12 protein-coding genes are annotated in these 15,386 nt (G+C 71.2%); 8 read left to right on the forward strand and 4 right to left on the reverse strand.

The features are described 5' to 3' along the window. Positions 1 to 19: 19 nt before the first annotated feature. The 3 genes from ACIQPR_RS23985 to ACIQPR_RS23995 all read right to left on the reverse strand — a co-directional run bounded on the left by ACIQPR_RS23985 (position 20) and on the right by ACIQPR_RS23995 (position 4,884). Positions 20 to 1,744, reverse strand: coding sequence for an ArnT family glycosyltransferase (locus ACIQPR_RS23985; protein WP_403651558.1), 1,725 nt, complete (start codon positions 1,742 to 1,744; stop codon positions 20 to 22). 92 nt (positions 1,745 to 1,836) lie between these two features. Then, complete coding sequence (locus tag ACIQPR_RS23990; protein ID WP_403651560.1) at positions 1,837 to 3,765, reverse strand: phosphatase PAP2 family protein; 1,929 nt, start codon at positions 3,763 to 3,765, stop codon at positions 1,837 to 1,839. 219 nt (positions 3,766 to 3,984) lie between these two features. Then, positions 3,985 to 4,884: an N-acetylglucosamine kinase gene (locus ACIQPR_RS23995; protein WP_403651562.1), complete on the reverse strand. Its 900-nt coding sequence runs from the start codon at positions 4,882 to 4,884 to the stop codon at positions 3,985 to 3,987. A gap of 283 nt (positions 4,885 to 5,167) precedes the next feature. Between ACIQPR_RS23995 and ACIQPR_RS24000 the strand changes: the two genes are divergently transcribed. The 6 genes from ACIQPR_RS24000 (at position 5,168) to ACIQPR_RS24025 (ending at position 13,462) form a co-directional block, all read left to right on the forward strand. Continuing rightward, a complete protein-coding gene (locus ACIQPR_RS24000) occupies positions 5,168 to 6,322 on the forward strand; it encodes an ROK family protein (RefSeq protein WP_403651564.1) in 1,155 nt (384 codons plus the stop codon). Between the two features lie 274 nt (positions 6,323 to 6,596). Further along, complete coding sequence (locus ACIQPR_RS24005) at positions 6,597 to 7,919, forward strand: extracellular solute-binding protein (protein ID WP_403651566.1); 1,323 nt, start codon at positions 6,597 to 6,599, stop codon at positions 7,917 to 7,919. A 121-nt stretch (positions 7,920 to 8,040) separates the two neighbouring features. Further along, entirely contained in the window at positions 8,041 to 8,955 is a 915-nt protein-coding gene (locus ACIQPR_RS24010; protein WP_403651568.1) for a carbohydrate ABC transporter permease, read from the forward strand. Then, positions 8,952 to 9,854 carry a carbohydrate ABC transporter permease gene (locus ACIQPR_RS24015; RefSeq protein WP_403651570.1) on the forward strand — a complete coding sequence of 301 codons (903 nt, stop codon included), beginning with the start codon at positions 8,952 to 8,954 and terminating at the stop codon, positions 9,852 to 9,854. Before ACIQPR_RS24010 ends, ACIQPR_RS24015 begins: the two co-directional genes overlap by 4 nt. 2 nt (positions 9,855 to 9,856) lie before the next feature. Beyond that, positions 9,857 to 11,575: a hypothetical protein gene (locus tag ACIQPR_RS24020; protein ID WP_403651572.1), complete on the forward strand. Its 1,719-nt coding sequence runs from the start codon at positions 9,857 to 9,859 to the stop codon at positions 11,573 to 11,575. A gap of 51 nt (positions 11,576 to 11,626) precedes the next feature. After that, a complete protein-coding gene (locus ACIQPR_RS24025) occupies positions 11,627 to 13,462 on the forward strand; it encodes a hypothetical protein (protein WP_403651574.1) in 1,836 nt (611 codons plus the stop codon). Positions 13,463 to 13,484: 22 nt separating this feature from the next. Here the strand turns inward: ACIQPR_RS24025 and ACIQPR_RS24030 are convergent, their stop codons facing one another. Continuing rightward, positions 13,485 to 14,132 (reverse strand): nucleoside/nucleotide kinase family protein, encoded by a 648-nt coding sequence (locus tag ACIQPR_RS24030; protein WP_403651576.1) that lies wholly within the window; start codon positions 14,130 to 14,132, stop codon positions 13,485 to 13,487. Positions 14,133 to 14,244: 112 nt separating this feature from the next. Between ACIQPR_RS24030 and ACIQPR_RS24035 the strand changes: the two genes are divergently transcribed. Further along, positions 14,245 to 14,640 (forward strand): YybH family protein, encoded by a 396-nt coding sequence (locus ACIQPR_RS24035; RefSeq protein ID WP_403651578.1) that lies wholly within the window; start codon positions 14,245 to 14,247, stop codon positions 14,638 to 14,640. Positions 14,641 to 14,775: 135 nt separating this feature from the next. Continuing rightward, positions 14,776 to 15,366, forward strand: a complete 591-nt coding sequence (locus tag ACIQPR_RS24040; protein WP_403651580.1) for a TetR/AcrR family transcriptional regulator — start codon at positions 14,776 to 14,778, stop codon at positions 15,364 to 15,366. The last annotated feature ends 20 nt before the right edge of the window (positions 15,367 to 15,386 follow it).

A 15,386-nucleotide genomic window follows, 5' to 3' on the forward strand; every position in this document is an offset into this window, starting at 1 on the left:
CGTTGTGACCAGCGGGCGATCAGCGCCGGTAAATGGTGATCGAATGACCGACTTGATCGATCGGGCGACTGCTGTCGATCAACTCGGCCAGTTTCCCCCGGGCCTTGTCGATCGAGGTGTCGGAGACGACCAGCAGACCGTGCACCTCGCCCACGGCCGCCTTGCGCGGATCGGACGACTCGATGCCGTAGTACGACGGCACCCCGCTGCCCTTGTACACCAGCCAGATCCGCTCGCCCGCGTACCGCTCACGGAGCCGGTCGGCGAGCCGGCCGAGGTCCTGGCCCCAGTCCACGTTCGAGTCGTGCAGCCGCAGATAGGTCTTGGCGGGGCCGCCGAACGCCTCGTTGGAGTACGGCAGATAGAAGGGGAACGTCCGCAGCGAGCTGACCGCGACGAACGCCACCAGCAGTCCGGTGGACAACCCGGCCCACCGCCACCGCAGCACCGGCACACAGGCCGCCGCCACCGCCAGGAACATCGGCACGAAGATCGCGTACCGGGTACCGAAGTCCCGCGAGCCGTCCATCGCCGCCGCCAGCAGCACGGCGGTGGGCACCAGCAGATAGGGCGCCGCCGGCCGCAGCCGCCGTACCGCCACGACCGTGACGACACCCGCCGCCCACAGGGCCAGCATGCCGAGCGGGGTCTTCACCAGGAGCGCGGCGGGGAGGTAGTACCAGTGGGACCCGGTGTAGAGATGCCCGAACAGGAAGCCCTGCCACGGGTAGTCCTCCAGGCCGAACTGGATGCGCATCCCGTCGAGGAACGCCCGGGGGAACGGCAGCAGTTCGACCACCCGCCCGCGCAGCCCGTGCACGGCGGGCACCGCCTCCGTGGACACGAACCGCAGCCGGGGGTCCACCACGAGATACGACGCCCATACGACGGCGACCGCGACCACCGCGAGGACGAGCGCGCCCGCGGCCCCGAGGAGCAGCGCCCGCCGGCGCGCGTCCCGGTCGGCCGGGTGCCGGGCCCACCAGACGGACACGGCGGCCAGGAGCATCAGCACGGGTACGGCGGGCAGCGCGCTCATCTTCGTCGCCACGGCCGCACCGAGCGCGGCGCCCGCGAGCGGGACGTACAGCCGGGGCCGCCGTCGGGCCCGCCACAGCAGCCAGACCGACGTCAGCAGGAAGCCCGCCTCCGGCACGTCCAGGGTGGCCAGCGAGCCGTGGGCGATCACGTCGGGGGAGAAGGCGTACAGCGCGAGGGCCACCAACCCCCGCGCCGCGCCGACCAGTTCACGGGCGAAGGCGAACACGACCAGCCCGAACAGCAGCGTCAGCACGATCACCGGCAGCCGGGCCCAGAACATCAGCCGCCAGGGGTCGTTGCCCGACTCGTATAGCAGATGGCGGCCCAACTCCCCTTGATCGCCGCGGTAGTCGGCGTCGAAGTGCGGGTCGGCGAGGGCGATCCCGGCGGCGATCACCAGTTTCCCGAGGGGCGGGTGCTCGGGGTTGTAGTCGAGGCTGTGCTCGCGCAGATAGACCGTGGCGGTGGCCACGTACACCGGCTCGTCGATGGTCGGGGTCTGCTCGACGGCGGTCGTGACCATCACGGCGGCCATCTGGGCCAGGAGCAGCGCCACCAGCAGCGGCAGCAGCCACCGGCGGTGGCGCCGCAGCCCGGCGCGCAGACGGGCCGGTCGGCTCTCCGCGGCGCGCGGCGGGGGAGGCGCGCCGTCGTCGTCGAGCGTGCCGGGGTCGAGGACCGAGTGCTGTTCGCGCGCCATCATCCGCCCTGCGGTGAGGCCGGCCGTGCGGTGGCGGGGGCGATGCGGAGCCGGGTCATGGCCCTACTGTCGCATCGCCCCCGCCACCAGGGGCGTCACCGCTTCAGGAGTCGTACCGACAGACCTTCCGCCGTATACACGGGTACGGCCCGCAGCTTGTCCGAGTTCAGCGTGATGCCGTCGAACTGGCCGCGCAGCGTCGGGGCGCCCAGGACGCGCACCGTGGAACCCGCGGCCGGCGGGTGCTCGGCGTCGAGCCGCAGGGACAGCGCGCTGCCCTTGCCGAGGGTCGCGCGCCGGGTGACCTCGACGGCGGGCTGGTGGCCCGAGCGCAGCGTGACCTCCAGGGTGGCGGACTGCTGGGCGTAGGAGCCGTGGATCTGCACGGACTCCGTCACCCGCAGCGAACCGCCGAGCACGCTGACGTCACCATGGCCGAGCGCGTGCGCCGAACCGGCCACCAGCGCACCGGACTTGAGGACGGTCCCGCCGGTGTACGCGTTGTGCCCGGTCAGCGTGAGCGTCCCGGTGCCCTGCTTGGTCAGACCGCCGCAGCCGTCGATGTCGTTGCGCCAGGCGTCGGCCGCGCCGAAGCCCCCGGCCGCGGCGTCGAGCGCGACGACGACGTCGGAGTCGAAGGAGCCGTAACCGTCCGCCGCCGCGAAGAGGTTGAGGCGCCCCCACTGCTCGAAGCCGTCGAGCAGGAGGTAGCCGGAGGGCAGCGCGGTGGTGCGCAGCACCTCGCGCCGCTGGGCCGCGGAGAGGTACGGCTGACGGGTCTCCAGCAGTACTTCGGCGCCCTTGGGCACGGTCAGCGCCTTGTCACGGCCGCTGCGGGTCAGCACGTAGGTGAACTTGGGCTCCACCAGACGGGCGTTGGCGCTCCGGTCCGCGTACGGGTCGGTCGCGGTGCTCGCCGAGTGCGCGTAGGCGTAGAGGGTGTCCGCCGTCGTGCCGGTCTGCGCCTCGAAGTAGGCCAGGGCCTGGGCGCGGGCGGCGGCCTTGAGGTCGGCGTTCGCCGGGTCGGCGAGGGTGGCGGCGGCCAGCGCGGTGGCCATGATGCGACCGCCGATGACGTCGACGGTGGAGTGCATGCCGGCCATGATCCGGGTGTGGCTCAACTGGAAGGTACGGGTGACCAGTTCCTGGAAGCGCTCCGGTACGGCGTACGCGTAGGCCAGGCCCGCGAGGTGGAAGGCGTTGGTGTGGCCGCTCGGGAAACCGCCGTCGTCGACCGGTGACGTGGAGCGCTGGCGCAGGAGTTGCGGGGCGACGAGGACCTTGGAGTCGTAGACCGGGTAGCCGAGCGCGTCGACCTTGCCGGTGTCGACGACCTCGCTCTTCTCGTTCATCCGCCACGGGCGCGGGTACTGGTAGGCGTACTTGCTCGGGTTGCCGGACGCGTAGTTGCCGCGCACGGTGTCGACGAGTTCGGCCACCTTGCCGAGTGCGGAGGTGTGCGAGCCGGCGCCGAGAGCGGATCCGGCGGGCGCGTCGGCCGGGACGGCGTCGCTGATCGTGGTCGCCGGGGTGCCGTCCGGCGCGCTGGTGATCGAAGTGACCGCCAGGGAACCGGACTTGTACAGGTCGGCCAGCGGTCCCAGGCCCGCGATCATCGCGTAGCTCTGGTGCTGCCGGTCGTAGAGGAACGCCTCCTTGGCCTGCGCCTCGGTGCGGTGGGCGGTGAGGTCGATGCAGTACCGCATGTTGGCGCGCAGGATCTCGGGGCGCAGCGGGGTGCCGGTGTTCCAGGCGGCCCCCGTCTTCCATATCTGGGCCATGCCGCCGAGGACCCGGACCACGGCGTTGGTCTCGGGGGTGAGGTTGGTGCTGACGTTCGTCTTGTAGTCGTCCACGAACGCGAGCGGAGCCGTGGCGGCCTTGGCGTCCGCGGTGGCCAGCCAGCTGACCAGCGTGGGCGCGGCGACCACGCCGGCCGAGGCGCCGAGCGAGGTCTTGAGGAAACCACGTCTGTTCACGGCGAGTCGGCCTGCGTTCGTGCGCGGCCCGGCGGGTGACGGCATGGAGGTGCCTCTCTTGAGTTCTACGGCCGTTGCGGCCGGCGAGGTCCTGGGACCAGGGAGGGGGCGTGCGATCTGCTGTGGTTCGGGGTGCACCGTACGACGGGAGAAAGCGCATACGTCAACTGGTGCGTACGTGCGAAGATTTACGGTGGGCCGTGTCCCCGCGGAGGGGGTTCGGCGTCCGGCACATGACCCCCGGGTGAACGGGGGCCGTGCGGTTCACAGGATCGAGCGGGCCAGTGCCACCGCGCCCTCGACGGGCGGCACCCGGATGGGCTGCAACCGGGCCCCCGGCGCCCGCTCGGCGAGCGCGGCGGTGAGGGCTTCGTACAGGCGGGGCTGGGCGAGCACGGTGCCGCCCGCGACCACCACGTCGTCGACGGGGACGCCGCGTTCGGCGAGCCGTACGACGAGTGCGGCCAGGGAGTGGCCCGCCTCCGCTATCACCGCGCGCGCGAGGAGCGAGCCGGCGTCGGCGGCGGCGAAGACGACACGGGCGTGGCGGCCCCACTCCGCGGAGACGTCGGAAGCGCTTTCCAACGCGGCGCCGAGCGCGGGCACTTCGGCCACCGCGAACGCCTCGACCAGTCCCAGGGCGAGCGGATCGGGGGCCTCGCCCCGGTCGTGCGCGGCCCAGGCGGCGCGGGCCGCCTCGCGGACGAGACCGGCGGCTCCGCCCTCGTCGCCGAGTACGGCGCCCCAGCCGCCCACTTGGAGCCGGCTGCCGTCGGCGAGCAGGCCCACCGCGACCGAACCGGTGCCGGCCACCAGACCGACCCCCTTGTCCAACCCGGCCGCGGGGACGAGCAGTTCGGCGTCCCCCACCACGAGTGCGGGCACCCCGAGACGCTGCTCCAGCGCGGCCCGGATCTCGGCGCACTGGCGGGGCGTCTCGCACGCGTGCCCGCCCACCGCGATGGCGGACGGGCGCGTGTGTGCGGGCAGGGTGTCCTGGACGAGTGCGGTCAGCCAGTCGGCGGCGGTCGCGATGTCGTGCGGTCGCCAGCCGCTGCTGGGCCGGATGTGGTCGGCGACGACATCCTGGCCCGCGCAGGCGCGCAGATGTGTCTTGGTGCCACCCACGTCGATGCCGACCACGAGGGGCGTGAAGTCCTGCACGGAACCTCTTTCGTCGTTGCGCTGTGCTGCGACGGCGGGCGAACCGTGTCCGGGGGGACGGAAGTTCAAGCACTAGGGAAGCCCCGGGACGGGCTTCTGTCGGACCACGGCAGGCGAGTACCGTGACGTTCGTTAGGAAGTTAACTAACGAAGTACAGTGCGTCAAGAGGCTTCGCGCATCGGACGGCGGGACGTAACGTCCGGCCCCGCGTGACGTCAGGACATCCCATCGCCGCGGCCCCCGGACAGCCTCCGGGACCGCGGCCTGTGAACTGGGGGAAGTGTGGAACACGTCGTGGCGCGGGCGTCCCGGCTGACCGAGAGCGCCAGCGCGGTGTTCGAGGTGCTGGCCAGGGCCGGCAGCGCGACCCGGCCGCAGCTGGCCACCCTCGCGGGCCTGTCCAAGCCGACGGTGTCGTCCGCCGTCGTGGAACTGGAGAGCGTCCGGCTCGCCGCCCACTCCGGCACCGCCTCCGGCGGCACGGGCCGCAACGCGGCCGTATACCGTCTCGGCCCGGCCGCCGGTGCCGTGCTCGCCGTCGACCTGGGCCCCGCCCTCACCCGGGTGCGCGGCTGCGCCCTCGACGGCACCCTGCTGGCCGAGGCCACCGGATCCCGCGAGGACGCCGCCGGCGCCGTGCGCGAGGCCCTCGACGCGCTGCCCGCAGGCACCCCGCTGCGCACCGTCGTCGTGGCGGTCGGTGACGTCGCCGCGCGCGACCGGGCGGGCGCCGGGATGCGCCCGGCGACCGCCAAGGCGGGCCCGGTGTTCGACGCCATGGCGGTCGCCCTGCCGCCCGACGTGCCGGTCCACCTGGAGAACAACGTCAACTGCGCCGCCCTCGCCGAGCTGCACGAGGGCGCCGCGCGGGGCCGCCACACCTTCGGCTATCTGCGGATCGGCGTCGGTATCGGTCTGGGCATCGTCGTCGGCGGCCATGTGCTGCGCGGCGCGAACGGCGCGGCCGGTGAGCTCGCCCGGCTGCCCTACCCCTGGGACGACGCCGTGGAGCCCCGCAGAGAGGCCCTGGAGGAGTACGTCGGGGCCCGCTCGCTGCTGCGCCGGGCCGCCGAGGCGTGGCAGGCCGACAAGAACACTGACGGGCCCTGCCCCGGCACCGCCGACCAGCTGTTCGCGCTGGCCGCGCGGGGGCAGCGCACGGCGACCGCGCTGGTCGGCCGGCACGCCGCCGACGTGGGCAGACTCGCCGCCGCCGTGGCGGCCGTACTGGACCCGGGACTGATCGTCCTCGGCGGCAGCACGGGCACGGACCCGCAGCTGCTGCCCGGGGTGCGGGCCGAGCTGGGGCGGCTGAGCTGGCCCACCGAGGTGGTGAGCAGCACGGTGGGCGATCTCGGCACCGTGGTGGGCGCCGCGCGGCTCGCGGTCGCCAGAGGAGTCCAAACCGTGACCGATGCCGCGGGGGTGAAGGATTGACGGCCTCGGACTCGGTCTGCCAATGTCCGGACAAGCGCTTTCTAAGTCGGCCGGGACGTCGACTCGGAGTGAGCCTCCCGCCCGTACGAGACGTACGGCAACCGCACCAGGGTGTGCTTGTGCGGCAGCGGCCGAGAGGGCCGGGGATGCCATCCATCAGAACGGCGAGGCCGGGCGAGGCCAAACCCCCTGAAAGCGAACCTTTCTGCAGAATGCACCTGTGCCGTCCAGGTCGGCGCCGTGCTTCCTCCGCTACAAAGAAAAGGGATCCAAGATGACCAGAGTGAGTGTGCGGAGTTCCCGCCGGCTCGTCGGCGGCGGTATGCGCCGAATGGTTCCTCTCGCCGCCGCGGCCACGGCCGGAGCCCTGCTCCTGACCGCCTGCGGCTCGGGCTCCGGCTCGGGCGGCACCTCCAAGTCGCTGACCTTCTGGATCTCCACGGTCCCGGGGCAGGACGCGGGCTGGAAGAAGCTGGTCGCCCAGTACAAGAAGGAAGAGGGCGTCAACGTCAAGCTCGTCAACATCCCCTACGACGGGTACCCGACGAAGCTGCACAACGCCGCGCAGGCCAACTCGCTGCCGGACGTCGCCGACGTGCCCGCCCTCGACCCGATCTGGTCGAGCAAGCTGATCGACCTCAGCTCCATCAGCGGCAACAAGGCCAACAACATCAACTCCAACTTCCTCGCCAAGGACTCGTCCGGCAAGGTGCTGGCCATCCCCTCGGACGTCACCGCGTCCGGCCTGTTCATCAACAAGTCGCTGTTCGAGAAGGCCGGCGTCGCCGTGCCCAGCTCGCCGTCGAACACCTGGACCTGGACCGAGTTCATCGCGGCGGCCAACAAGGTCCGCGAGAAGACCGGCGCCAAGTACTCCCTGACCTTCGACCAGTCGCCGTCCCGGCTGCGCGCCATGGTGTACGAGATGGGCGGCAAGTACGTCCACGCGGACTCCTCCGGCAAGTTCTCCGTGGACGACGCGACCAAGAAGGCTGTGAAGTACTTCGTCGGACTCAACGACGACAAGACCATGCCGAAGTCGGTGTGGACGAGCGGCGCCGACCCGTCGGCCATGTTCCAGAGCGGTGACGTCGTCGCCTACTGGTCCGGTGTCTGGCAGGTCGCCTCCTTCGCGGACAGCATCAAGAAGTTCGAGTGGGCGAGCGTGCCGACCCCGGCCCAGCCGGTGCAGGCCAGTGACGTCAACAGCGGCGGCATGATGGTCGGCTTCAACAACAACAGCGCCGCGTCCGCCGCCGCGAAGAAGTTCCTGTCCTGGGTGTACGAGCCCAAGCAGTACACCGAGCTGGTCGAGTCCTCCGGCTTCCTCCCGGTCGAGAGCGGTCTGAGCCCGAAGTACCCCTTCAAGTCGGCTGCGGCGCAGGCGGCGTTCAAGCTCTACAACGAGGAGATCCCGCTCTACGCGCCGATCTCGGGCTACTTCAACACCGCCCAGACCAACTGGGTGCTGAAGGGCAAGAGCCTCACCACCGACCCGACCAAGACGGAGCTCGGCAAGGCGATCAACGGTCAGCAGTCGGTCGACAAGGCCCTCCAGAACATCGTGGACGGCTACAACACGGCGGTCGGCGGCTGATCATGGGCCCAGGGCCCCGGGCGGCGGACCGCATCCGCCGCCCGGCCCTGGCCGCCCACGTGATGCCGGGCCCACCGGGTGAGCCCACAGCAATCCATCCACCAGCACGGAAGTCAGGAAGATGACAAAAAGCGCCGCGGACGTGTCCGTGAGGCCGCCCAGGAAACGACGCAGCACCTACACCCTCGCGCCGCTCGTCCTCATCGCGACCAATGTCGTGCTCTTCGCACTGTTCTTCGTGTGGCCGGCGGTGATCGGGCTCGTCTACTCCTTCACGAACTACACCGGTGTGGGGGTGTTCCAGTTCATCGGACTGGACAACTACCACAACCTGTTCGGGGACTCCGCCTTCTACGACGCGCTGACCCGGACGCTGCTGTACACCGTCCTGTTCGTCCCGCTGAACTTCGCGCTCTCGCTGCTCGCCGCCAACCTGCTGGTGAGCAAGCACGCCAAGGGCGCGTCCGTGGCCCGCGTCATCTTCTTCATCCCGTGGCTGCTGTCGCCCATCGTCGTGGGTGTCCTGTGGCGGTGGCTGTTCGGCGAGAACTTCGGACTGGTCAACTACGTCATCGAGAAGTTCGGCGGTTCGGCCGTGCCGTGGCAGTCGAACGCCGACCTGTCGCTGCTGGTCGTGGTGTTCGCCGCGTCGTGGGCCTGGACGGGCTTCTCGATGCTGCTGTTCATCGCCGCGATCAAGAACGTCCCGGTGTCCTACTACGAGGCCGCCTCGCTCGACGGAGCGGGCCCCTGGCGCCAGTTCATCAGCATCACGCTGCCGAGCATCGCGCCCACCTCGTTCATCGTGATCCTGCTCAACACGATCAACGCGATGAAGGAATACCCGGTGTTCGTCTCGCTGAACAACGGCGGCCCCGGCACCTCGAACAACCTGCTGGTCCAGTACATCTACCAGACCGGCTTCCAACGGGGCCAGATCGGCTACGCGAGCGCCGCGTCGTTCGTGCTCATGCTCATCCTGATGGCCGTCGCGATCGTCCAGCTGATCGTCAACCGGCGGGTGGAGAACCGATGACAACCACAGACATGCCGCGCAAGGTCGACACCGGCCCCGGACGGAAGGCGGCCAGGAAGCGGCCCCGTGGCGCGGCCACCGGCGGACTCCGCCAGGCGGTGTCCGCGACGACACTGCTGTGGGTCATGGCGTGCCTCTACGGTCTGCCCGTGCTGTGGTTCATCCTCAGCTCCCTCAAGCCCGCCGGGGACCTGTTCACCTATCCGCTGACGTTCATCCCCCACAACCCGACCCTGTCGGGGTACTTCGAAGCCTGGCGCAGCGCCAACTTCTCCCAGTACTTCATCAACACGACCATCGTCTGCGTCATCACGACGATCCTCACGGTGGGCGTCAGCTGCTGCACCGGTTACGCGCTGGCCAAGTACGACAACAAGTGGCTCAAGGCGTTCTTCATCTGCATCCTGGCCACCACGATGCTGCCGAGCGAGGTCATGCTCGCGCCCGAGTTCCTGGTGGTCCGCAACCTCGGCCTCTACAACTCGTTCGCCGGCATCATCCTCCCGGCCGTGCTCACCGCGACCGGCTGCTTCATGTTCCGCCAGTTCTTCATCACGGTCCCCGACGAACTCGTGGAGGCCGCCCGCATCGACGGCGCCCGCGAACTGTCGATCTTCGTGCGGATCATGGTGCCGCTGTCCCGGCCCATCATGCTGACCCTCGCGATCCTGTCCTTCCAGTGGCGGTGGAACGACTACATCTGGCCGCTGCTGATGCTGAACGACCCGAACAAGTTCACCGTGCAGATCGGCATCCAGAGCATCGTCGGCGCGCAGAACATCAACTGGTCGGTCCTGCTGGGCGCTTCGGTCATCTCGATGATCCCGCTGATCGTCATCTTCCTGGTCTTCCAGCGCTACGTCATGGGCGCCGACATCAACGCCGGCCTGAAGGACTGACCTTGTCCACCCCGCTCGACCACGAGTTCGTCCGCGCGGTGGCCGGTGCCGCCGACCGGTCGGCCGCCCCGCTGGCGGCCGACCCGGACGGGCAGCTCGCCGGTGTCACCCACCGGGCCCTGGCCCGCCGGGTGAAGACGCTGGTCGCCGCGCACCGCTCCCTGGACTCGGCCCTGCACGGCAGCGGGTACGCCGTGGCCGCCGCGCTGGCCCACCTCGGCGCCCTGCGCACCGCGCAGACCGCCACCGGCCTCTTCGCGGGCGGCGACAACGTGCAGTCCCCGCCGGACTCCGCGTTCACCGTCAACGACGTGTGCGACGCGTACGTCATCGCCGCGGACGGAGGCCCGGAACTGCGCGGTGTCGCCGACGCCCTCGCCGAGATCGCCGCCGCGGCGTCCGAAAGCCTCCTGACCGGCGGGGTGCACACCCCGAACCACCGCTGGGAACTGAGCGCGGCCCTGGCCCGGCTGCACCGCTCCTTCCCGGACGACCGGCTCCTCGACCGCGCCGGGCAGTGGCTCGCCGAGGGCGTCGACATCGACGCGGAGGGCCTGTACTCGGAGCGCAGCGCGGTCTACGCGTCCCTCGTGACCAACCCGTCGCTGCTGTTGTTGGCCGACGTCCTCGACCGTGGTGACCTGAGCGACGCCGTCGAGCGCAACCTCACCGCGACCCTGGACCTCATCAGACCGGACGGCACCGTCGAGACCGTCCACTCGCGACGCCAGGACCAGAAGCTTTCGTTCCCCCTGTGGCCCTACCTGGCGCAATACCGGCTGCTCGCGATCCGCACCGGCCGGGGCGACTTGGCCCGCGCGGCCGGCCTTGCGGCCGCCGACGGTATCGACGACCCCGACCTGCTCGCCCAGACCCGTCTCACCCCGGATCTGTGCAGCGTCCTGCCGATCCCGGACGCGGAGACACTCCCGCGCCACCGATACCTCCCTACCGCACGCCTTGCCGCCCACGTCTCGGCCAGCGCGCACACCGTGGTGTACGGCGGTTCGGACGTGCCAGAGCACCGGCGTATCCGCTCGGGCCTCGCCTGCAACCCCACCTTCCTGCGCCTGTTCGCCGGCGCCGCCGTCCTCGACGCGGTCCGCCTCTCACGGGGGTTCTTCGACCTGGGCCCGTTCCGTGCCGCCGACATGGAACAGCTCGCCGACAACCGGTACCGGCTCACCGGAACCCTCACAACCGCCTACTACCAAACGCTCCCGAAGGACCGAAGACGCGACGACGGCGCCTACCGTCTGGTGGACGATGGCCGCTTTTCCGCGGCGATGGCCTTCCCCGACCGCCCTCAGGACCAGGTCTCCCACACGACCCGAGTCGAGGTCGACCTCTGGGAGGACGGGGCCGAACTGCGGATCGACATGAGTGGCCCAGCGGTGCCCTGGGCCCTCGAACTGACCTTTCGGCCGGGCGGCGAGCCGCAGGGCGCCGTACCGCTCGACGACGGTAGTTGGTGCCTGACGACCGAGCCGTTGACCTACCGCGTCGGTGACGACGAGATCAGTGTCGAGGCTCGCGTCGAGACCGGCGAACCGCTCGTCGGGTCGGACCGGACTGACGTACTACGGTACGACCCGGGCCAGGACTACACCTTGGTGGGCGGCACCGACGCGACGACTGGGAACCGTGTCTACCTCGGCGCACCGGGCCCCACCACCCTGACCGTCGCGCTGCGCGCCGGCCGCCCCGCACCCGCCTTCTGACCCCGACGACCCACGCCACGGCCACCTCCGGCATGAAGGGCTGATCCACCCGTGCACCTCCTCCACCAGCGCGGCCCGCTGCACGACCTCCCCGACACCCCCGAGGCCTACGACGCGGTCCTCGCCGACGTCGTCGAGCAGGCCCTGCGGCGCATCACCCCGGAGGGCAACCTCGAACACCCCGACTGCGACGACGACATCGGGGACACCTCGCTCGGCATCACGTCCCTGCTGGTCCTCGCCTGGCAGCGCGGCAAGGACCCACGGCTGCCCGAGGCGGTGCGGCACAGTCTCGCCTTCTTCCTCCGCGAGCGCGTCTACACCGAGGACAACCCCGGCTACCCGAACCTGCGGGTCCGCAACTCCGGCCTCCCCTACGCCCGTTACGTCCTGGAGGCGGGCGCGCACCCCATCGGCGACTGGCCGAGCACGGTGTGGGCGCTGCTCCAGGCGGTCAACATCCTCGACACGGCGGACGGTCTCGTCGACGACGAACAGCGCGCCGCCCTGGTCGAGTTGGCGCACGGCTACTGGCGCTGGCTCACCGAGGCGACCTTCTTCAACCCGCAGGAGGCCGGCAACCAGGCCATCGGATGCGTCGTCGGCGGTCTGGCGCTGGCCCGCCATCTCCCCTTTGCGCAGGGCGAGTCGGTGCGCGAACGCGCGCTCACCGTGTACGCGCGGGAGATCCGCGCCCACCGCGTGAGCGACCGCGGCGCGCTGCTCCCGCCCGAGCACGGCGGGGCGTACGACAACAACTACGGCCCGATCTCCCTCTCCTTCCTCGCCCGCGCCCACATCGTCAGCGGCGAGGACGTCTTCGCCGAGGACGGAGAGGCACTGGCCCGCTACATCGACGCCCGCCTCACCGGCGGCGGCTTCGACAACGGCGGTCCGCGCTACAGCGAGCAGCACTCCGCCTTCGAATCGGTCCTCGGGCTGCGCTACTTCGGCAGCCGTATCGGCGCCGACATCGGCCGCTACCGGGGCGACAGCCGCTGGGCACGGCACGCCGTCAAGCCGGACGGGGGAGTGGACGGCCACTTCGCGTGGATGCTGGTCTGGCAGATCCAGGACACCACGCCCTGGCACCGCACCCCGTCCACGGCGGCGGTCCGCCATCAACTCCGCGCCGGTGGCGTGTCGGTGGCCTTCGACACGAAGATGACCCCGGCCGTGGTCGAGGCCGACGGCACGTACTACCTGCCCGCGGCCGTGAACCGGCAGCACGGCTTCGGCCCGGTGCTCGACGGCTTCCTGCTGTGCCGCCCGATGGGCGAGGTACGGGTCCGCGACCTCCGCGCCGACGGCCTCACCGCCAAGCTGGTCACCAAGCCGGTCGTGGGCCGCGACCACGTCCTGCGCCATGTCCGCTCCCTGTACGTCACGGACGGCACCCGGCTGTGGACGACGGTCGCCGTCGAACGGCTCGACGGGGCACCGTACTTGCTCGCCGGACTGCCCTACGCGGCGGACGACGGCGACCGGGTGCGCCGGACGGCCGAGGGCGACGTCAGCTCCGCGGGCGCCCTGCGCCTCACCCACCCCACCGGAGAGGGCGCCGACCACTTCGACGCCCGCTCCGAACTCTCCCAGCAGGAGGCGGCGTTCGCCCTCGCCGCCGACCCGCGCGGCTACGGCAACCCCGACGAGGGCTGGAGCCACCTGGTCACCTCCACGGCCCTGGAGGCCGACCCGGCACCGGGCGCGCCGGCGGACCTGAACGTGTTCGTCGTCCGCTACGGCCCCGGGGCCGAGCCGCTCACCGCCGAGTTCACGCGCGGCCGAAACGGTGAACTGACCGTCCGCACCGAGGCGTTCACCGCGGTGATCGGCGACTCGGCGGGCGACGAACACGGCGAGCCGGAGCTCACGCTCCACGCCTGAGCCCGCAACTGCGGGGCAGGCCCTACGGCGAGGGCAGCGCGGCCGGGGGGATCACCAGATCCGCCCGGCCGCGCGTCGTCGCGACCAGGTCGGCGTTGCGCTGGTCCGTGCCCAGCACCCAGGCCACGGCGGTCCCGTGGTCCTTGCCGAACTCCTCGTGCCGGGCGACGAGTCGGCGTACACGTTCGTCCTCGTCGGCCTCGCAGAACCACACCTCGTCCAGACACGGCCGCACCCGCGCCCATGAACCCGCCTCCAGCAGCAGGTAGTTGCCCTCGGTCACCACCAGCCGGGCCGAGGGCGGCACGGGGACGGCACCGGCGATCGGCTGCTCCAGGACCCGTTCGAAGCCCGGCGCGTACACGATCTCGTCGGTGTCCTCGCGGACCCTCCGCAGCAGCGCCGCGTACCCGGCCGCGTCGAAGGTGTCGGGCGCGCCCTTGCGCGCGCGGCGGCCGAGCCGGTCCAGCTCGACGTCGGCGAGGTGGAAGCCGTCCATGGGGACGTGCGCGGCCCAGGGCTCCCCGGTGCCGTTGAGCTCCCGCACCAGACGCTCGGCGAGGGTGGTCTTGCCGGCGCCCGGGCTGCCGGTGATGCCGAGGACGGCACGTCGGCCGGGGCGGGTGAGCGCGGTGGCACGGGTGAGGAGGTCGTCGAAGGTCAGCGGCACAGGGAGAGTGTGCCATCCGTCTCGGTCGCCGGGCCGGGGCGATGATGTGCCGAAGATCGGGGAGCCGTGCGAAGAGAGACCATGGAGTGGGGGACAGGAACAGGAGCCGTCCATGCCCGACGACGCGACACAGATCCGCGCCCTGATCACCGACTGGGCCGAGGCTGTCCACCGCGGCGACCTCGGCGGCGTACTGGCGGACCACACGGACGACCTCGTCATGTACGACGTCCCGCCGCCGCACGCCGGCCTGCGCGGTCTCGCCGCCTACCGCGCCAGCTGGCCGCCGTTCTTCGAGTGGCAGGCGCAGGGCGCCCGTTTCGACATCGACACCCTCGACATCACGGCCGGTACGGACGTCGCCTACGCCCACGCCCTGCTCCGCTGCGGCACCCCGGAGGAGCTGGCCGAAGCCCCCACCCTGCGGCTGCGGCTCACCTTCGGCCTGCGCAAGGAGCACGGCCGCTGGCGGGTGGCGCACGAGCACCATTCGTTCCCGCACGACTGACGCGAGCGGGTGGCTTGGCCGCCGGGCGCGGGCTCTGGCATCATGAGCAAGCGGAACCTCGTTCCGAAACGATACGGAACAGGGTTCCGTTCGGCAAGTCCGGTTCGACGGGCCTTCGGGTGGAGGAACTGCGCGGTGAGTGAGAACGGTGCGGACGCGGCAGGCGCGCCGCGGTCCAAGCGGGCGGACGCCCGGCGCAACCAGGAGGCCCTGCTCGACGCGGCGGCCAAGGTCTTCGTCGCGTCCGGCGTCGACGCGCCGGTGCGGGACATCGCCCGCGAGGCCGGCGTCGGACTCGGCACGATCTACCGCCACTTCCCGGCCCGCGCGGATCTCGTCATCGCCGTGTACCGCCACCAGGTCGAGGCGTGCGCCGAAGCCGGTCCGACGCTGCTGGCGGGCAGCGCCAGCCCGTACGCGGCCCTGCGGGAGTGGATCGGCCTCTTCGTGGACTTCCTCGTCACCAAGCACGGGCTCGCCACGGTGCTGCGCTCCGACACCGCCGGTTTCGAGACGCTGCACGCCTACTTCCTCGACCGCCTGCTGCCCGTGTGCGCCGAACTGTTCGACGCGGCGACCGCGGCCGGTGAGGTCCGGTCCGACCTGACCGCCTACGAACTCATGCGCGGCGTCGGCAACCTGTGCGCCGGCGCGGAGGACGACGACCGCTACGACGCGCTCCGCCTGGTCGACGTCTTCATCGCGGGCCTGCGCCGACCGGACTGACGTCGGCCCGGGCCCCGCGC

Origin of the sequence: Streptomyces sp. NPDC091280 (genome assembly GCF_044768565.1) — a bacterium.
Lineage (GTDB): Bacteria > Actinomycetota > Actinomycetes > Streptomycetales > Streptomycetaceae > Streptomyces.